The sequence below is a fragment of the Streptomyces sp. NPDC040545 genome, assembly GCF_055595065.1.
The window spans coordinates 14307-31789 of sequence record NZ_JBVIWA010000014.1 but is presented as its reverse complement, the minus strand read 5'-3'; the positions used below and the strand labels follow the sequence as shown (position 1 = coordinate 31789).

Sequence of the window (17483 nt, the reverse complement as noted above, 5' to 3'; positions counted from 1 at the left end):
TCTCTTCACCGTACTCCGGTTCGCGATCCAGGAAGCCGCTTCTGACCAGCTGTTTTCCGGCGCAGACGGCGAGAGCGGCGCAATGGTGTCCTGAAACGACGGGGACGTTTCCCAGCTCAGCAGCCTCTTCGTCGCCCCTGCCGGCCGCCGAACGGCGTGCCGTCATCCCGGTCAGGGGCTCCTGGAACGGCGCATGGCGGCCGAGCGGGCGAGCAGTGCGCCGGTCAGAATCCCTCGCCGTGCAGGTCCTCCTCGCGCAGCAGGTCCTCCTCGCGGTGGCGCGAGGTCTCCTTCTGACCGTCCTTCTGACCGGCCTTCTGCCCCTTCTCGCGGGACGACTTGCCGGGCTGGGGCCGCGCGGGGTCTCCGGGGCGATGGTGTTCCTGTGCCTCGCGCCCCTTGCCCGGCTCCTCCCGGCGCTTGTCCTGCTTACCGTCCATGACGGCGACTCCTTTTGATGCGTGGGTACGGATTCCTCTCCGATCACGCTGACACGCACCGCGACGGTCTGCATCATGTCGCCCGCGAAGCGAGGCACACGGATGACGCCCTTCCCCGGTGCGGCGGCGCCGCTCCAGCGGGCGCGCGAGCCTCGCACCCAGGCTGTCCGGGACCACCACAGGAGACTCGTCGAGCCCGAAGTCGTAGGAATCGCACCTGTGCTTGTAGCTGCCGATGCGCAATCGATGCGCAATCTGAGGTCGCGGTGGTCTCCTTCGGTGCGGACTCGCTCAAAAGCCCCAGGTCGTTGACCTGGGGCTGTGTCATGGAGCGGATGACGGGAATCGAACCCGTGCTGCAAGCGTGGGAAGCTGGGGCACGCAGGACGCCCACGCGGTCTCTGACTGCGAAAACTGGTTCCCGAAGGGTACGCCGCGAAGGTTCTCCCGTAGCGGTGTCGACCGCAGTTCACCGCTCCGAAGGGGATGTACGGGGCAGGGGTCCCCCGATCCTGTGGCTATTGGCGGGACCACGCCCACACAACGGCCCCGGCACATTCACCCGCCGGGGCCGCCCTTCCGGGCCGCCGCACGTGAGAGTGCATTGACCCATTCGTCATACTACGCCTGGGGCAAATCTCCGACATAAGGGACTTTTCGTGGTGATACGGGCCTGCAGGCCCGCGTGGTCCGGCGCGCCTCGGCCGACAGGACCGTGACGACGATGGTGACAAGGGCAAGGAGTTCCGGCCAGACGCCCGCACGCTGTCCCTGCCGAGGGTGTGACCGTTCTCGGGGCTGATCACTCGCAAGCCCCACCGAGCCCCTGGACGGCGCGTCCAGGGGCTCGGTCGCCGAACGGCGGACCAGACGGTCCCTCTGTGCTTGATCGAGCTTCAACCACTGCCGTCGATGCGTACGTCGCTGTCGGTGACGAACGGGAGACGGTCACGCCTGCGACGGGCTAGTCCTGTCGGGTTGCTGTACCTCGCCGGGTCCGCTTCATGGCGAAGAAGGCCGAGCCTCCGACGAATGCCAGCGCGGCTGCGGTGGCGGCCGTGATGCCGATGCCGGCCTCGCCGCTTGAGCCGGTTGTGGCGAGGTCCGGCGACGCCTGCTTCGGCTGCTGGCCGGTGGCGGCGCTTACGTGGGCGAAGTTGACGCTCTTGGCCGTGTGGCCGGGAGCGAACTGGCCCAGAGCGTCGTCGAGGCCGCCCGGCAGGAGGCCGGCCCACGGGGGCTTGCCGTGGCCGTCGTGGCCGTCGTGGCCGTGGCCGGGCTTGCCGTGGTCGTCGTCGTGACCGTGCTCGCCCTCGTCGTCGTCGCCGTGACCGTGGTCGCCGTCGTCGCCTCCGTGTCCGTGTCCGTGGTCGTGATCGCCCGAGTCGCCCTTTTCACCCTTGTCGCCGCGAGGCCCCTTGGGCCCTGCGGGTCCGGCGGGTCCTGCAGGCCCGGCAGGCCCTGCGGGACCGGCGGGTCCTGCGGGTCCGGCGGGTCCGGGGGCGCCCGTCGGGCCAGGAGCACCGGGGGCGCCGGGGCTGCCGCTCGGGCCAGGGGCGCCGGTCGGTCCGGGGGCACCGGTGGGGCCGGGGGCGCCGGGGCTGCCGCTCGGGCCAGGGGCGCCGGTCGGGCCAGGGGCACCGGTCGGTCCGGGGGCGCCGGGGCTGCCGCTCGGGCCGGGGGCGCCGGTCGGTCCGGGGGCACCGGTGGGGCCGGGGGCGCCGGGGCTGCCGCTCGGGCCAGGGGCGCCGGTCGGGCCAGGGGCGCCCGTCGGTCCGGGGGCACCGGTGGGGCCGGGGGCGCCGGTCGGGCCGGGCTCACCCGTCGGGCCGGGGGCGCCGGTCGGGCCGGGCTCACCCGTCGGGCCGGGGGCGCCGGTCGGGCCGGGTGCGCCCGTCGGTCCGGGAGGCCCGGTGGGTCCGGGAGGCCCGGGCGGGCCGACGGCGCAGGCCGCCCTCGTGATGGTGTTGTCGTCCAGCGTGACGGCGCCATTGCGCGCCAGGGCGCGGCCTTCGATCACGGCGCCGGTGTTCACCGTGATGGATTCCAGGGCCAGGATGTTGCCCTTGAACTGGGAGGTCGTGTCGATGGTGGCGGAGCTGCCCACCTGCCAGAACACGTTGCAGGCATTCGCTCCGTTGATAAAGGCCACGACACTCGCCGGAGCCGTGATGAGGGTCGAGGGGATCCGGAAGATGAAGACGGAGGCGGGGTCGTTCTGGCCGTCGAGAGTGACCGTCCCGGTGATTCCCACGGTCGTCGGGGCCGTGTAGACGCCGGGCGCCAGTGTGAGTCCGCCGATCTCGGCCGAAGCGAGCACGGTCCCGGGGCCTCGGCCTGCCGCGTCGTTGTAGGCGGTGACGAGGTCGGTCTTCGCCTGGAAAGCAGCAGGGTCGGGGGCGATGCGCTGCACTCCGTTGACGATGCCGGGCGGAAAGTTGGTCACCGATGTGCCCGGAGCGAGCCCCAGGTCGCCGTTGATGATGGTGGGGGTGTTCGTGTTGGTGACCGTCGAACCGGCCAGAACCGCGTAGTTGGTGGCGGTACCCAGCCCCACGGGGGCTTCGGCGGCGTGCGCGAGGCTCGCGGGCAGGGTGACGGACGCCGCCAGCAGCGCTGCGGGGAGCATGGCGAAGGTTACCCGCTTGAGCGTATTGCGTTGAGGTCTTTCATCGGGTGGAACAGACCGGATGACATCCAATGCCATAGCAGGACCCTTCTTGTTGCTTCGGCTCTCGGTCCTCCCGCAGGAGGATCCCGAGCGCCCGCGACGTTGGCGGCTCAGGAGCGACTCCCCGCCCGAGGTAGTGATACGCCGTCATGCGGAAGTAGTCACGCATATTTCATGGCAATAGGCCGTAAATCGGAAAAAGTGGCCTATATGAGTGATGTGACCTCAGGAATTGGACGCACGTCCGTGCGAATCTGTCGTGTCTCTCCGGCGGGCGCGGCCTACTCGTCGCGCCCGTAGGCCTCTCTCTGTCACCGATGCTGCTGAGGATCCGAGAGCGCGGCGTCATCTCGGAGGTCGGCCCGCTCGGCCCACTGGGCCCGCTCTCCTTCGGCACGGGACGCGCGGCGCCGGCCGCCGACCCCGACGGGGCGGTCTTCGGGTTCTGGCAAGGGAAGGTGATCCCCGACCGCACCAGCAGGTCGTCAGGCCGGCGGTAGAAGGTCACCCGCGATGCAACCGTTGCTCGCGGCAGCTCAGGCTGCCAACGACCCCAGCTGAGGAGGAGGGCGGCTCGGTCGGTGTGGGAGGGCTCGCGCCCCGCTCGGTGGGGGCTTCCGCGTTTCCAGACCAACGCCACCAAGGGGCAGGTGCGTTGCCCCGTGGCTGCCTGATTCCTGTCCGGGGACCCTGCCCTGCCGTATCGCGGTATCGCGGCAGCCGTCCGTGCAGTCAGCGACGTGCGGTCGGCACACTCGGCGCGGCCCGGCCCGAGCGCGTCGACTGCCGCGGAATCCAACCCAGCCCCAGCAGTGACCTGAGTCCGAGGTCCGGCGTTAGGTCGGCTGGAGTCGTCCTGGTCCGAGGATTCCGCCATTGTCGGTAACCGATGCCCCGCGGGCCGTGCTGGAGGGCTGGGTGCGTCGTCGCGAACGGCTCAGGCTCTGGCTCAGCGGTCGCGGACCGTGTTGGAGTGCGCGGACGGGGCACTCGATCATGGAGGTCGCGTCCGCGCCGGGCCGACGAGCCCAGGGCTCTGAGAATGCTGACGTGGGCCGGCGCAAGACCGCGACCGTGTACCGCCTTCGTCGACCGGGAGAGAAATATGACCATCAAGGACATCGGGCCGGAACCTCAAAGCTTCGACCTGGAGAAGGCGACGCTCGAGAACACGAACTATCGCGCGGTCGCCTGGTCTGGGAAGTACCTTCAGTTGACGCTCATGTCGATCCCGGCGGGTGAGGACATCGGCTTGGAGGCGCACCCGGAGACCGACCAGTTCCTGCGACTCGACGCAGGCCGGGGCCGCGTCCAGATGGGCCGCGCGAAGGATCGACTCGACTTCGACCAGGAGGTCGAGGACGGCTGGGCAATCTTCGTGCCCGCCGGCACTTGGCACAACGTCACCAACATCGGTGACGAGACCCTGCAGCTCTACGCCGTATACGCACCGGTCCACCACGCGTCGGGCAAGATCCATGCGACAGCCTCCGACGCGGAGCGCGACGAGGACTCAGGGGGCGACGAGCCGCCCAGCTGGTCGGTCCAGCCTGTCCAGCCGCCATCGGACAAGCACGCCTGACCAACGAGGCTTATCGCGACCTCCAGGGTGGTGGAGGGCACGGCCAGGACGTCGTGGTCGCACCTCGGTCACTCTCATCGACGCCAGAGTGCGCGCCGCCCGCGACAAGGGGTTGGTGAAGAGGCCGGCGAGGGCTGCCTGACGACGGGTGGGTGGGGAGGGCTGCGCACCTCCCTCGCCCACCGACTCCGGGATTGGCCGCGTGTGCCGTTCGGTCGCGTCCGGCGGCCGGGGTGCGGCACGCAGCCTCGGTCGCTCCCGCTATGAAACGCCCCGGCCCACGGCATCCTTGGCTCGCAGGCGCAGTCGTCACACCGCGGTTGGCGGATGGGGTGTTCCGGTGGTCCGGCGGTATTCGGCGTTGATGCGCTGGGCTTCCGCGAGCTGGTCTTCGAGGATGACGATGCGACAGGCAGCCTCGATGGGGGTGCCCTGGTCGACGAGCTCTCGCGCGCGGGCGGCGATGCGCAGCTGGTAACGGGAGTAACGGCGGTGTCCGCCCTCTGAGCGGAGCGGGGTGATGAGGCGGGCTTCTCCGATGGCGCGGAGGAAGCTTTGGGTGGTGCCCAGCATGGCTGCGGCCCGGCCCATGGTGTAAGCGGGGTAGTCGTCGTCGTCGAGACGATCGTCGAACGATTCGTGTGCTGTCATTTGCACCTCTCTCTGTGGAACGCGTGGAGGGGCCCTGGTGCCGTACGGCACCAGGGCCCCGAAGGAACTGCTACACCATCTGCCGACCCTAGTACTGCGTCGGCTTTCTGTTTCCGCGGGCCTGGCCTGCACTCGGCCGGGGACGCGGGGATCGCGGTTGCTTGACCGGAGACCACCTCACTATCGATGTCCTGCGGTACCCGGGCTCAGCCTTTCGACCCGGGCGATCCTGATGGCGGTCAACTCCTCCGTTCTTCCCTCTGGACCGATCACTTGCCAAACGGGGAACTACGTACTGCTGTTGATGCGAACTGCTCAGTGGCCTGCGGTAGCGCCACTCTCCGGCAGCCAGCCCCGTCGCCCATCCTGCGTCTGCTCTGGCTTAGAACCCCACTGCCGAACTTCCCGGTACGCGCGCCCGCAGCCGACGCCTTTACCGAGGTACCACTCACTGACTGCACTGCTGGTACTGCGAACTGCACTTACCGAACTGCCACTGCGTCAACTGCGTTACTGCTCATGGCAGCCCCTGATCACTGCGGGCCGCCCGGTCCGGTCGTCAGTCCCGTCGCCGTCCTGCAACAACCCTGGCTTCGGAACTCCACCACCGCACCGCCCTGCGCACTGCGTGAACTGATGCCCGGCAGTTCGTCTCTCCGGGCCTTGCTCGATCTCGGCTACGAGAGAAACCATAACCACACCGCAAGCGAATGTCTACTGCGGCCATCACAGATTTTCGCGTGTTCGATGAGGAGGTAATCGGGGTCGAACGCAACCCTGCATCTGCGCGCTGGGCAGCCGGCAGGTACTACCCCCCCAGCCGTCCCAGCGCCTCGACGGGCTGAGTGCACGGATCACAGCTGGCGGTGCCGTCATCACCGGTCGGCCGGCTCCCGAAGCCGTGTGGAGGCAGCGGGTGTCGGAGGTGCTGACGGATCCGTCCGTCTGGGCGAGTTCTCCGCCGGGGTGTGCCGACAGCCGCGCCGGCCCCTGCGGTCAGGCATCGCGGAAGTACTGGAACGGGGTGGGGCGGGATCAGGCGGCGGGCTGGGGCTGCCGCAGTTCTGCCTGGCCGAAGAGGAGTGCGTAGCCGCCGGGAAGCTGGTGGAGGATGCGGGCGAGGAGGTCGGGGCCTGCGAGCCGGGAGACGACGGCGAGGACGGCGCCGGTGTCCCAGCGCGTGGTGGCCGGGGTGCCCCCGGTGCGGGCGGCCAGGTCTCTGACGAAGCCCCAGCCGGTGAGTTGTTCGGAGTCGGGGATCTGGGCGGTCAGGGCGAGGGCGGCCTCGAGGGGCAGGCACTGCGCGAGATCGACGCGTTCGTCGCCGGTGAGCTGCCGGCCGAGGGCGGCCAGGACAGCGCGGACGGCTTCCTCGGCGCGTTCGCGGGTGGGATAGGCGCCTTCGTAGCGCACGCGTTCCAGCATCTGGTCGAACGTCATGGCCGCGAGGGACGGGTTCGCTCGAGGCTGGTCGTACATGGTGCTGGTTGCCTTTCTCTTCGAGGGCTCGGTTCATGCCGGCCGCGGTCAGGTGGGCTGGGGGTGGCCGAAGAGGAGGTCGTAGCCGGGCGGGAGCTGCAGCAGGACCTCGCGCATGAGGACGTCTCCCGCCGCGGCGGCCACGGTGGAGAGGACCGCGCCGATGTCCCACAGGGCCGTCTTTTCGGTGGCGCCCTCGATCCAGGCCGCGGTCGCGCGGATGAAGCGTTCCGGTGAGAGCGGTTCGGTGGCCTGCAGGGGGTTGAGGAGGATCAGGGCATAGGTCTCGGGGAGCCGGGCGGCGAGCTCGGCCCGCACGGTGCCGACCAGGTGCGCGCCCAGCAGGGCCAGGACGACGCGGGCCGCCCGTTCGGCTTCTTCCCGGGTCCGGTACTCGCCGCGTTCCTGGACGTGGTCCAGGAAGGCTTCCCGGCGCATCGTCATCACGTCACCTCCGGATAGGGGTGAAGGGGTGCGGAGGGCGGGGTGCCGGAGGGGGAATCGGTTCCCCGTCCTCCGCCGCTGGTGCCGGGCCGGTCAGCCGGAGATCTGCTTGCGGCCCGACTCGCCGCTGATGCTGATCTTGCGGGGCTTGGCGCGCTCGGCGATCGGGATCCGCAGGGTCAGGACACCTGCGTCGTAGTCGGCTTCGATGCGCTCGGTGTCGAGGGTGTCGGCCAGCATGACCTGGCGGGAGAAGACACCGAGGGGCCGTTCGGAGAGCTCCATCTGCACGCCGTCGGACTTCTCCGCGGGCCTGCGCTCGGCCTTCACCGTCAGCATGTTCCGCTCGACGTCGATGTCGATCGCCTCGGTGCTCACTCCGGGGAGGTCGAAGGCGATCACGTACACGTCGCCCTGGCGGTAGGCGTCCATCGGCATCACGGACGGCTTCGACCACGTGCCTGACGCACCCGAGAGCTGCTGAACGATCCGGTCCATCTCGCGGAACGGGTCAGTGCGCATCAACATCGCGAAACACCTCCAGTTGGTTCAGGCAGGAACTGCCCATGCGCTTCAACGTGCTTCCGTTGTAACATGTCATCGAAACGATGACAAGCAAGGAGTCATCTGGAGGATGACAGAGTCACGGAGAACGCGATGAACGAGGCCGCCGAGCCGACCACACCAGTCCCTTTCCTGGCCGCCGCAGCAGCACTGGAGGCCATCAACCAGACCGTCAAGGACGCGCAGCAACCCTCCGCGAGAACCCCGGCGGCCGAAGCGGCACCCGCGGCGGACTCTGGCCCGCACCCGGCTCTGGCCGCGCTGCTGATGCTGCGCGAGGTCCGTGAGCAGCTCGCGGGCTGGGAGAGCGGCCTGATCGAAACCGCCCGCGACAGGGGCGCGAGCTGGGCCGACCTCGCCGGGCCCCTCGGGGTCGCCAGCCGGCAGGCCGCCGAACGCCGCTACCTGCGCCTGCGCCCCGGCACCGCGGGAAGCACCGGCGAGGAACGCGTCCAGGCCACCCGTGACACCCGCGCCGCCGACCGCACCGTCACCGCCTGGGCCCGCGACAACGCGGCCGACCTGCGCCGACTCGCCGGGCAGGTCACCGCCCTCACCGGCCTCCCCGCCAACGCACAGGGCGCCATCGGCGACCTGAACGCCGCGCTCGCCGACAACGACGCCGCCCGTCTCGTGCGTCCCCTGACCGCCACCCGGGCCCATCTGCGGCCCGAGGACGCCGAGCTCGCCGAACGCATCGACGCCCTGACCCAGCACACGGACCAGCTCCGCCAGGACACCCACGACCAGCGCAGCACGTACCCGTAACCCGCGAACTATCGACTGGCCAACGGGCGTCGGGAGAGCCACGCCTGTAGATGCAAGGAGTGATCACCATGGTCGAACACCCTCCCCGGACGGCCGACGGTAACGACGTCGCCGTAGAGGTCCTGGACCACACCGTCGCGGTCAGGCTCACCGGCGAGATCGACCTCGAGACGGCGCACTCCCTGCAGCTCGCCCTCTCCGAAGCTCTCACTTACGCGTCACCGGCCAAGCCGGTGGCGGTCGACTGCAGCCGCGTCACCTTCTGCGACTCCTCGGCACTCAACGCACTCCTCGCCGCACGACGCGCAGCGCAGGAGACCGGCGCCGTCATCCGCCTGGCCGCCCCCAACCCCCAGCTCCAGCGCCTCCTGGAGATCACCGGCGCCCTGTCCCTCTTCCCCGTCGACCAGGACCCGCCGCCGGCCGGCCGCGTTCCCGGGCGGCGCCCGGATGGACCCTCGCAGTAGGCGCCGACTGCCGATACCGGTCGCGACCAGGACAAGTGGCTGAGGCGCATGAATTCCGGGCGAAATAGAGATGAACTGGGCGAGCCGGTCCCTCCAACGGAACTACAGGAGAGGCCACAGCACGTGCGCAACGGGAAGTGCAAGCCAAAATGACCACGATCGAACGCCTATGGGAAGATTTCCAGCTTCCCATCAGAGATGCCCTGCATTTTGCAGACGGGAGGTCCTGTGATGTTGACCTCGACTCCGACGTGCCGAGCGGTTTGAGGGTGCTCGCCCCGTTCGATCTCGATGAAATGCTGGAGAGCGATCCCTCTTGGGTCTCTTCGGTCGATGGGCTGGTCGCAGCAGGCCTGGGGAGTAAGGGGCTGCTGTGGGGCGGCGAGGGTTCGTACGGGTCGGAGGGGTTCATTGCGCGGTTGACTGTTGACCGTGCGCTCATCTGGGCAATTTTCTTCACGGAATCCAATCCATTTGATCGGATCCAGCTGTCCGGAAACGTGGCCACCTTTAGCTCAACCTCGGGGTTCGAGATCACAGTTGACATCGACGCTCCAGGAACTTTGGCCTCTGGGCAGCTTGGTTCCAAGAGCGGGTGACGAAGGCGTCGACGAAGGGGGTCGACCCGGCGCGCGAGAGCGGCGTGCGATGTGGGGCCGGCCACTGAAAGAACCGGTCCGGCCTGAACCTCACCGCCCACTACCGCACCTGCCACGCCCTGACCCCCGGCATGATCGAACGCCGCTGGGGCCGGATCGTGAACATCGGCAGCGTCAACGCCCGCGCCGGCCGCACCAACCTCGTCGCCTACAGCACCGCCAAGGCGGGCCTGCTGGGCCTGACCCGTTCCCTGGCCCGCGAGCTCGGCCCGCACGGCATCTGTGTCAACACCGTCCTGCCCGGCGCCATCGAGGTGGAAGCCGAGACCGCCATCCCCCCTCATCACCGAGCCCGCCCGGAAGAGCAGATCAACCCGCCAGTGCGTCCCGCGACGCGGACGACCCGAAGACGTGGCGCCCTGGTGGCGTTCCTCGTCGGCCCGTCGGCGTCGTTCATCACCGGGCAATCCGTCCACGTCGATGGCGGCTGGCTGCTGCACTGAGACCGTCAACAAGCAAGGAGACAGAGCGAAATGATCGAACGAGTCCGAGCCGTCCTCGTCACCGTGGACGACACGATGCTGGTCATCCGCCGCACCAAGCCGGGAATCCCCGTGTACTGGGTGCTGCCCGGCGGCGGGGTCGAGGAGAGTGACGAGTCCCGGGAGGCCGCCCTCCACCGTGAGATCCACGAGGAGATTGCCGGGAAGGCCGACGTCGTCCGCCTCCTGCACACGATGGAGTCCGACGACGAGCGTCAGCTCTTCTACCTCGCCCGCATCTCGACGTGGTCCTTCGAGGACCGGACCGGCCCCGAGTTCAGTGCGGAGGGACGCGGCGAATACGCGCTGGAGGAGATCCCGCTGACCGTGGAGGGGGTCGACAGCATCGACCTCAAGCCCGAGGAGATCGCTCATGTCCTGCGGGGCGCTATCAGCTCCGGAAGCCTCGGAGACGAGGCAACGCGCTGAGCCCTCGACACGTCAACACATCGCTGGGGCCGGCACTGAGATGAGCCGGCCCCAGCGGCATGCCTGTGCGTTGCTCGGCCTCGCCCGCGGCTTCTGAGGCCGAGCGGTGACCGCTACTGGACCAGCCGGAGCACCGGACCTCATGGTCCGTGCGGGCCAGCCGTCCGAGCGTGCCCAGCTGATCTATCAGCACTCCCCCAAGGCGCACCAGCGCACGCTCGCCGACAACATCGACGCCGATGTCCGCCGCCAGCGCACGCAGCCGGACCGACAGACTGGCGGAACCACTGCAGCCACCGTCCACAAGTGAGAGATCTAGACAACAACGAAGGCCCAGGTCTGTGACCTGGGCCTTCGTTCAAGAGCGGATGACGGGAATCGAACCCGCGCTATAAGCTTGGGAAGCTCATGTTCTACCATTAAACTACATCCGCACAGCGGGCCAGTTGCCTGGATCCCTGGCTTTGCTCACTCTACCTCATGATCGACCCCCGGTGAATTCACCGCGGGGTCGTCGTCGTGTGTGGCGTACACCGGGGCGTGTGGGCGCGGGAGTTGGGGCGTACCGTGTGGGTGCGGAGCGGCGGCTGGAGTGGGTGCCGATCATCCCCTAATGTGGCGATTCGTCGCAGTACGGCTCGTTGGGGAAAGGGACTCGATGGAGCACACCGTCGTCCGTTGTGCCGAAGGGCACGTTTTCAGTACCGCCTCCTTCCCGCTGCAGCACCTCGGTGCCGGCCGGATCGGGCCCGGGCGGCTGCTGCGGTGTCCGCGGTGTGCGCGGTTGCGGCACGCCGTGCCCGTGGGTGGCGCGAAGCGGTAGTCGCCGGGGCGGGCGCGCGGGTCGTCGCTCTCGATTGGGGGTGGCCCGCGCGCTCTGCGTATCCTCGGGACGTGCTTCTCTCTGATAAAGACATCCGGGCCGAGATCGACAGCGGACGGGTTCGCATCGACCCGTTCGAGGAATCGATGGTGCAGCCCTCCAGCATCGATGTACGTCTCGACCGGTTCTTCCGGGTGTTCGAGAACCACCGCTACGCCCACATCGATCCGGCGATCGAGCAGGCGGACCTGACCCGGATGGTCGAGCCGGAGGGCGACGAGGCGTTCATCCTCCACCCCGGTGAGTTCGTCCTCGCCTCGACGTACGAGGTCATCTCGCTGCCCGACGACATTGCCTCCAGACTGGAGGGGAAGTCCAGCCTGGGCCGCCTCGGCCTGGTGACGCACTCGACCGCCGGGTTCATCGACCCCGGGTTCTCGGGTCACGTGACCCTGGAGCTGTCGAACCTCGCCACCCTGCCGATCAAGCTCTGGCCGGGCATGAAGATCGGGCAGCTGTGCATGTTCCGGCTCAGCTCGCCCGCCGAGTTCCCGTACGGCAGTGAGCGCTACGGGTCCAGGTACCAGGGGCAGCGCGGGCCGACCGCCTCGCGCTCCTTCCAGAACTTCCACCGCACCCAGGTGAGGCACGAGGCATGAGCGACGTACGCGAGAACCTGACCTACGACGGTTTCGGGCGCGCCGTGCGCGAGCTGGCGCAGACGATCGCCGACGACGGCTACGAGCCCGACATCATCCTGAGCATCGCCCGCGGCGGGGTGTTCGTCGCCGGCGGCCTGGCGTACGCGCTCGACTGCAAGAACATCCACTTGGTGAACGTGGAGTTCTACACCGGCGTCGGCACCACGCTGGAGATGCCGGTCATGCTGGCTCCCGTGCCCGAGGCGATCGACTTCACCGACAAGAAGGTCCTCATCGCCGATGACGTGGCCGACACCGGCAAGACGCTGAAGCTCGTCCATGACTTCTGCCTGGGCCACGTCGCCGAGGTGCGCTCCGCCGTCGTCTACGAGAAGTCCCACTCCCTCGTGAAGTGCGAGTACGTGTGGAAGAAGACCGACGAGTGGATCAACTTCCCCTGGTCGGTCGAGCCGCCCGTCGTCAAGCGTGAGGGCCAGGTCCTCGACGCCTAGCCGACAGACGTCATGCAGAGGGCCCGCCGCGCGGACAGTGCGCGGCGGGCCCTTTCGTGTGCGGGGGCGGGTGGGGCGTGGCCGGGCTAGATCGTGCCCAGCTTGATGATCGACAGCAGTGCGACCAGCTGGATCGAGGACGCGCCGAGGGCCTTCGCCCACGGCAGGTCGTGCGACTTGCTGATCAGCGAGGTGAACAGGGCTCCGGCCGCCACCCACGTGGCCCAGCCCAGCACCTGTACGACCATGTTGTCGCCGCCGAGGAACACGGCGAACAGCAGGCGCGGCGCGTCCGTGATGGACATGACCAGCATCGACAGGCCCACCGTCGGCTGCCACGAGCCGTCGCCGCCCAGCTGGCGCGCCAGGGTGTGCGTGACCGCGCCCAGGATCAGACCGCAGATGACGAAGGCCACGCCGGCGGACAGGACGATCGGGACGGCCTTCGGCACGGTCGCGTTGATGACGTCCTCGCGGGCGTCGTCGAGGCCGAAGACCGCGAGCAGCCCGTAGAGGAAGGTCACGATCAGCGCGGGACCCCAGACGGCGTAGTCGCGCATCTGCAGGAAGGTCTGTCCCGGCCGCGTCACGATGCCGCGGAGCAGTTCCTTCCACGGCAGTCGCGGCCCGGACGGCACCGCCGAGGCCGCGCCCGCCTGGTAGGTCGCGCCCTGGCCGTACGGGTCCTCGCCGACGGCGAAGACCTGGGTGTGCCCCGGGTTGTCGTTGTAGCCCCCGCCTCCGTGGCCTCCGTGGCCGTACGGGGGCTGCTGCGCGTGCGGCTGCTGCTGCCCGTACGGGTCGAAGTACTCCGGCTCGCCGTGACCTCCCGCGCCCGGCTGCGGCCACTGCTGCTGCGGTGGCGGGCCGCCGGCGGGAGGGTAGGGCGGCTGGCCGTACGGCGGCGGTTGCTGCTGCTGACCGTACGACTGCTGCTGCTGCGGGGGTTGTTGCGGAGAGCGGTTGTTGTCCCTGCCGCGTCCGATCCTGAATCCAGCCACGTGATCGAACGTACCTGGTCCGGCGAGCATCGGTGGACGGGCAGCCGGAACAGCCACCCTTTGCGGCTGACCTGTGACATCCCTTAGGGGATCCCGGAGGGGCTGTCCCCACCCCGTGCCCGATCATGCCGCCCGTCCGATTTACAGGTCTGTGTGGTGTTCTGCCGCCTCTCGTTACATTCTCGACGGAATAACCACATATCGGGTCCGTAGCTTCGTACTCGTCGCCACCACGCAGGACGAACGAGTACGAACGAGCACGAGATACGAGACACGAGAAGAGCTCACACCATGCGCAACACCCGCCGAACCACCCTCCGCAGCGCCGCCGTCGTCGCCGGCGTGGCCACCGTCCTGGCCCTCCCGGTCGGGTCCGCCTTCGCGGCCTCGCCGGCCGCTCCGGAGCCCCGGCCGTCCGTCGAGCCGGCCCCGGGCGTCCGCGCGTACGTCACGACCGTGAAGCTGGCGGACGGGTCCGTCGCCAAGGTCTACAAGATCGGCGGCAGTCACTTCGAGGCGGACATCTTCGCGGGCTCCACGAAGCTGGACACGCTGGTCGGCAAGGACGGCGCCGCCTCGTACGGGCAGAACGACGGCCTGCACGTCGTGCTCCGGCCGGACGGCACCGTCACCTCCTGGATGGACGGCGCGCCGAAGCCGCAGCCGAAGCCCGAGCCGAAGCCCGCGCCCCAGAAGGAGATCAGGAAGGAGAGCCCGGTGCGGATCACCGTGCCCGACGGGCGGACCGCCGAGCTCGTGGACGGCCCGAACGGCAAGCGCGTCGAGATCTCCACGCCGAAGGGCCGCGCCCTCGCCACGATCGACCTGAGGCGTCCGAGCGTCCACCACGACGGCTGGACGTACGAGCTGGTCCAGGACGGCAAGCGCGTGACGTTCGTCGTCATCGACGGCAAGGGCGGCGGAAACAGCTGGGTGTACGACTTCGACGGCAGGCTGATCGCGAAGTGCACGGTCGCCCCGGCGGGGTCCGACGCCCCCAGGCTGGTCGCCTCGGGTGGCGGCGCGGCCGCGGCGGGTGCGGCCGGGCCGGGCTTCGCCGTGCTGAGCGGCCGGGGCTGACCCCCTCCCGCCCCCCTACGACGGAACGGCCGGTCCCCCGGGTGGGGGACCGGCCGTTCCGGTGCTGCGGGTGTCCTGCGTCCTACTTGGTCTCGGCCTCGGGCTTCGCCTCGGCAGCCTCGGGTGCTTCGGCCGCCGCCTCCGGCTCGGCCTCTTCCGCGGCCTTGGGCCCGGCTTCCGGCTCCACCTCGGCCGGCTCGGCCTTCGCCCCGGCGTCCGCCTTCGTCCCGGCGTCCGCCTTCGTCCCGGCGTCCGCCTCCGGCTCGGCTTCGGCCCCGGTCTCCGCTGCCGCCTCGACCTCCGCCTCCGGCTCCGGCTCGGCCGCAGCTTCTGCCTCGGCCGCAGCTTCTGCCTCGGCCGCGGCTTCCGCCTCGGCCGCAGCCTTGGCCTCGGCTTCCGCCTTCGCCTTCGCTTCGGCCGCCGCCTTGGCTTCCGCCTCGGCCGCCGCCTTCGCCTTGGCTTCCGCCTCCGCCGCAGCCTTCGCGGCAGCGGCCTCCGCCTCGGCCGCGGCTGCCGCCTCGGCCTCCGCCGCGAGCGCTGCCAGCTCGGCCTCCGTCGGGCCCGGGGCCTTCACCGAGTCGAGCAGCAGCTGCGCCACGTCGACGACCTGGACGTGTTCCTTGGCCTGGCCGTCGTTCTTCTTGCCGTTCACCGAGTCGGTGAGCATCACGAGGCAGAAGGGGCAGGCGGTGGAGACGATGTCCGGGTTCAGGGACAGGGCCTCGTCGACGCGCTCGTTGTTGATGCGCTTGCCGATCCGCTCCTCCATCCACATCCGCGCGCCACCGGCGCCACAGCAGAAGCCCCGCTCCTTGTGGCGGTGCATCTCCTGCTGCCGCAGGCCCGGCACGGCCGACATGATCTCGCGCGGCGGCGTGTAGACCTTGTTGTGCCGGCCCAGGTAGCACGGGTCGTGGTACGTGATCAGGCCGTCGACCGGCGTGACCGGCGTGAGGCGGCCCTCGTCGATCAGGTGCTGGAGCAGCTGCGTGTGGTGGATGACCTCGTACTCGCCGCCCAGCTGCGGGTACTCGTTCGCGATCGTGTTGAAGCAGTGCGGGCAGGTCGAGACGATCCGCTTCGCCGACTTCGGCTTCTTCGTCGAGGGGTCGTCGTCGTCCTCGCCGAATGCCATGTTCAGCATGGCCACGTTCTCCTGGCCCAGCTGCTGGAACAGCGGCTCGTTGCCCAGGCGGCGCGGCGAGTCACCGGTGCACTTCTCGTCGCCGCCCATGATCGCGAACTTGACGCCCGCGATGTTCAGCAGCTCCGCGAAGGCCTTGGTGGTCTTCTTGGCCCGGTCCTCCAGGGCGCCGGCGCAGCCGACCCAGTAGAGGTAGTCGAACTCGGAGAGGTCCTCCGCGTCCTTGCCGATGATCGGGACCTCGAAGTCCACCTCCTTGGTCCACTCGACGCGCTGCTTCTTCGCCAGGCCCCAGGGGTTGCCCTTCTTCTCCAGGTTCTTGAGCATCGTGCCCGCCTCCGACGGGAACGCGCTCTCGATCATCACCTGGTAGCGGCGCATGTCGACGATGTGGTCGATGTGCTCGATGTCGACCGGGCACTGCTCCACGCACGCACCGCAGGTGGTGCAGGACCACAGCACGTCCGGGTCGATGACGCCGTTCTCCTCGGCGGTGCCGATCAGCGGGCGCTCGGCCTCCGCGAGAGCGGCGGCCGGGACGTCGGCGAGCTGCTCCGCCGTGGCCTTCTCGTTGCCCTCCATGTCCTTGCCGCCACCGGCGAGCAGGTACGGGGCCTTGGCGTGCGCGTGGTCGCGCAGCGACATGATGAGCAGCTTGGGGGACAGCGGCTTGCCCGTGTTCCAGGCCGGGCACTGCGACTGGCAGCGACCGCACTCGGTGCACGTGGAGAAGTCGAGGATGCCCTTCCAGGAGAACTGCTCGACCTGGGAGACGCCGAAGCTGTCGTCCTCGCCCGGGTCCTCGAAGTCGATCTCCTTGCCGCCCGAGGTCATCGGCTGCAGGGCGCCGAGGGCCGTGGAGCCGTCCGCGTTCCGCTTGAACCAGATGTTCGGGAAGCCGAGGAAGCGGTGCCAGGCGACACCCATGTTGGTGTTGAGCGAGACCGTGATCATCCAGGTGAAGGACGTGACGATCTTGAGCGCCGCGAAGAAGTACGTCAGGTGCTGGAGCGTGCTCAGGCTCAGCCCGTCGAAGGCGGCGATCATCGGGTACGAGGCGAAGAAGCCCGGCTCCCAGCCGTCGACACCGTGCTGGGCGCCCTCGAGCGCGCGCAGCGTCATGATGCAGATGCCGACGATCAGGATGACGGCCTCGACGAAGTACGCCTGGCCCGTCTTGGAGCCCGCGAAGCGGGACTTGCGGCCCGCCGCGCTCGGCCGGCTCAGCTGCCGGATCACGATCAGGGTGACGATGCCGAGCACGGTCATCAGGCCGAGGAACTCGGTGAAGATCTCGTACGGCAGCCAGTCACCGATGATCGGGATCAGCCAGTCGGCCTGGAAGAGCTGGCCGAACGCGTTGACGATCGTCAGCAGCAGCGAGAAGAAACCCACCGCCACGAACCAGTGCGCGAAGCCGACGATCCCCCAGCGGTTCATGCGGGTGTGGCCGAGGAACTCCTTGACCAGGGTGATGGTGCGCTGCGTGGGATCGCCGGTGCGCGTGCCCGCGGGCACTGGCTGGCCGAGTCGCACGAAACGGTAGATCTGCACGGTGGCACGGCCGAACAGCGCGACGGCCACCACCGTGATGACCAGCGACACGATGATCGCGGCGAGTTGCATGGAAGGGCTCCTCGGGCGGC

General features: G+C 69.1%; 17 protein-coding genes, 1 tRNA gene and 2 pseudogenes. 11 read left to right on the top strand and 9 right to left on the bottom strand.

Annotation, left to right across the window (positions count from 1 at the left end; genetic code table 11):
* Positions 1-224 precede the first annotated feature (224 nt).
* Positions 225-440 (bottom strand): hypothetical protein, encoded by a 216-nt coding sequence (locus ACZ573_RS24765; RefSeq protein ID WP_471307563.1) that lies wholly within the window; start codon positions 438-440, stop codon positions 225-227.
* Between the two features lie 964 nt (positions 441-1404).
* Positions 1405-3069, bottom strand: coding sequence for an ice-binding family protein (locus tag ACZ573_RS24760; RefSeq protein ID WP_471307560.1), 1665 nt, complete (start codon positions 3067-3069; stop codon positions 1405-1407).
* Positions 3070-3428: 359 nt separating this feature from the next.
* On the opposite strand from ACZ573_RS24760, the gene ACZ573_RS24755 reads away from it, so the two are divergent.
* Positions 3429-3611, top strand: coding sequence for a hypothetical protein (locus ACZ573_RS24755; RefSeq protein ID WP_471307997.1), 183 nt, complete (start codon positions 3429-3431; stop codon positions 3609-3611).
* A 605-nt stretch (positions 3612-4216) separates the two neighbouring features.
* Entirely contained in the window at positions 4217-4693 is a 477-nt protein-coding gene (locus ACZ573_RS24750) for a cupin domain-containing protein (protein WP_471307555.1), read from the top strand.
* A 309-nt stretch (positions 4694-5002) separates the two neighbouring features.
* Here ACZ573_RS24750 and ACZ573_RS24745 read toward each other — a convergent pair whose 3' ends face one another.
* The 4 genes from ACZ573_RS24745 to ACZ573_RS24730 all read right to left on the bottom strand — a co-directional run bounded on the left by ACZ573_RS24745 (position 5003) and on the right by ACZ573_RS24730 (position 7795).
* A complete protein-coding gene (locus ACZ573_RS24745) occupies positions 5003-5344 on the bottom strand; it encodes a MerR family transcriptional regulator (protein WP_471307552.1) in 342 nt (113 codons plus the stop codon).
* A gap of 1035 nt (positions 5345-6379) precedes the next feature.
* Positions 6380-6823: a DUF2267 domain-containing protein gene (locus ACZ573_RS24740; protein ID WP_471307550.1), complete on the bottom strand. Its 444-nt coding sequence runs from the start codon at positions 6821-6823 to the stop codon at positions 6380-6382.
* Positions 6824-6871: 48 nt separating this feature from the next.
* Entirely contained in the window at positions 6872-7267 is a 396-nt protein-coding gene (locus ACZ573_RS24735; RefSeq protein ID WP_471307547.1) for a DUF2267 domain-containing protein, read from the bottom strand.
* A gap of 93 nt (positions 7268-7360) precedes the next feature.
* Entirely contained in the window at positions 7361-7795 is a 435-nt protein-coding gene (locus ACZ573_RS24730) for an Hsp20/alpha crystallin family protein (protein ID WP_471307544.1), read from the bottom strand.
* A 129-nt stretch (positions 7796-7924) separates the two neighbouring features.
* On the opposite strand from ACZ573_RS24730, the gene ACZ573_RS24725 reads away from it, so the two are divergent.
* From ACZ573_RS24725 to ACZ573_RS24700, 6 genes and pseudogenes are all read left to right on the top strand, one after another.
* Complete coding sequence (locus ACZ573_RS24725) at positions 7925-8599, top strand: HSP18 transcriptional regulator (protein WP_471307541.1); 675 nt, start codon at positions 7925-7927, stop codon at positions 8597-8599.
* A 68-nt stretch (positions 8600-8667) separates the two neighbouring features.
* Positions 8668-9066, top strand: coding sequence for an STAS domain-containing protein (locus ACZ573_RS24720; RefSeq protein ID WP_471307539.1), 399 nt, complete (start codon positions 8668-8670; stop codon positions 9064-9066).
* A gap of 149 nt (positions 9067-9215) precedes the next feature.
* Positions 9216-9665: a hypothetical protein gene (locus ACZ573_RS24715; protein WP_471307536.1), complete on the top strand. Its 450-nt coding sequence runs from the start codon at positions 9216-9218 to the stop codon at positions 9663-9665.
* Between the two features lie 83 nt (positions 9666-9748).
* A complete protein-coding gene (locus ACZ573_RS24710) occupies positions 9749-10168 on the top strand; it encodes an SDR family oxidoreductase (protein WP_471307982.1) in 420 nt (139 codons plus the stop codon).
* A gap of 30 nt (positions 10169-10198) precedes the next feature.
* On the top strand, positions 10199-10636 hold the full coding sequence (locus ACZ573_RS24705; protein WP_471307533.1) for an NUDIX hydrolase: 438 nt from the start codon (positions 10199-10201) through the stop codon (positions 10634-10636).
* Positions 10637-10766: 130 nt separating this feature from the next.
* A pseudogene (locus ACZ573_RS24700) lies at positions 10767-10946 on the top strand (tyrosine-type recombinase/integrase); the annotation flags it as partial.
* 53 nt (positions 10947-10999) lie between these two features.
* Here the strand turns inward: ACZ573_RS24700 and ACZ573_RS24695 are convergent.
* A tRNA-Gly gene (locus ACZ573_RS24695) sits at positions 11000-11070 on the bottom strand.
* A 460-nt stretch (positions 11071-11530) separates the two neighbouring features.
* Between ACZ573_RS24695 and dcd the strand changes: the two genes are divergently transcribed.
* The gene (gene dcd, locus ACZ573_RS24690) at positions 11531-12118 is read left to right on the top strand and encodes a dCTP deaminase (RefSeq protein ID WP_030009868.1); all 588 of its coding nucleotides are present in this window, start codon (positions 11531-11533) and stop codon (positions 12116-12118) included.
* Entirely contained in the window at positions 12115-12612 is a 498-nt protein-coding gene (locus ACZ573_RS24685) for a phosphoribosyltransferase (RefSeq protein ID WP_030009869.1), read from the top strand. The genes dcd and ACZ573_RS24685 overlap by 4 nt, the downstream gene beginning before the upstream one ends.
* Positions 12613-12698: 86 nt before the next feature.
* On the opposite strand, the gene ACZ573_RS24680 is transcribed toward ACZ573_RS24685, so the two are convergent.
* Complete coding sequence (locus tag ACZ573_RS24680; protein ID WP_471307529.1) at positions 12699-13613, bottom strand: Yip1 family protein; 915 nt, start codon at positions 13611-13613, stop codon at positions 12699-12701.
* Between the two features lie 291 nt (positions 13614-13904).
* Between ACZ573_RS24680 and ACZ573_RS24675 the strand changes: the two genes are divergently transcribed.
* On the top strand, positions 13905-14693 hold the full coding sequence (locus ACZ573_RS24675) for a hypothetical protein (protein ID WP_471307526.1): 789 nt from the start codon (positions 13905-13907) through the stop codon (positions 14691-14693).
* 517 nt (positions 14694-15210) lie between these two features.
* On the opposite strand, the pseudogene ACZ573_RS24670 reads toward ACZ573_RS24675, so the two are convergent.
* Positions 15211-17463, bottom strand: a pseudogene (locus tag ACZ573_RS24670) ((Fe-S)-binding protein); the annotation flags it as partial.
* Positions 17464-17483: the final 20 nt, after the last annotated feature.

What these genes read in the sequence shown, in the direction of transcription:
- ACZ573_RS24765 (WP_471307563.1), bottom strand. Translation starts at nt 440, where the DNA reads ATGGACGGTAAGCAGGACAAGCGCCGGGAGGAGCCGGGCAAGGGGCGC.
- ACZ573_RS24760 (WP_471307560.1), bottom strand. Translation starts at nt 3,069, where the DNA reads ATGCTCCCCGCAGCGCTGCTGGCGGCGTCCGTCACCCTGCCCGCGAGC.
- ACZ573_RS24755 (WP_471307997.1), top strand. Translation starts at nt 3,429, where the DNA reads ATGCTGCTGAGGATCCGAGAGCGCGGCGTCATCTCGGAGGTCGGCCCG.
- ACZ573_RS24750 (WP_471307555.1), top strand. Translation starts at nt 4,217, where the DNA reads ATGACCATCAAGGACATCGGGCCGGAACCTCAAAGCTTCGACCTGGAG.
- ACZ573_RS24745 (WP_471307552.1), bottom strand. Translation starts at nt 5,344, where the DNA reads ATGACAGCACACGAATCGTTCGACGATCGTCTCGACGACGACGACTAC.
- ACZ573_RS24740 (WP_471307550.1), bottom strand. Translation starts at nt 6,823, where the DNA reads ATGTACGACCAGCCTCGAGCGAACCCGTCCCTCGCGGCCATGACGTTC.
- ACZ573_RS24735 (WP_471307547.1), bottom strand. Translation starts at nt 7,267, where the DNA reads ATGACGATGCGCCGGGAAGCCTTCCTGGACCACGTCCAGGAACGCGGC.
- ACZ573_RS24730 (WP_471307544.1), bottom strand. Translation starts at nt 7,795, where the DNA reads ATGTTGATGCGCACTGACCCGTTCCGCGAGATGGACCGGATCGTTCAG.
- ACZ573_RS24725 (WP_471307541.1), top strand. Translation starts at nt 7,925, where the DNA reads ATGAACGAGGCCGCCGAGCCGACCACACCAGTCCCTTTCCTGGCCGCC.
- ACZ573_RS24720 (WP_471307539.1), top strand. Translation starts at nt 8,668, where the DNA reads ATGGTCGAACACCCTCCCCGGACGGCCGACGGTAACGACGTCGCCGTA.
- ACZ573_RS24715 (WP_471307536.1), top strand. Translation starts at nt 9,216, where the DNA reads ATGACCACGATCGAACGCCTATGGGAAGATTTCCAGCTTCCCATCAGA.
- ACZ573_RS24705 (WP_471307533.1), top strand. Translation starts at nt 10,199, where the DNA reads ATGATCGAACGAGTCCGAGCCGTCCTCGTCACCGTGGACGACACGATG.
- ACZ573_RS24685 (WP_030009869.1), top strand. Translation starts at nt 12,115, where the DNA reads ATGAGCGACGTACGCGAGAACCTGACCTACGACGGTTTCGGGCGCGCC.
- ACZ573_RS24675 (WP_471307526.1), top strand. Translation starts at nt 13,905, where the DNA reads ATGCGCAACACCCGCCGAACCACCCTCCGCAGCGCCGCCGTCGTCGCC.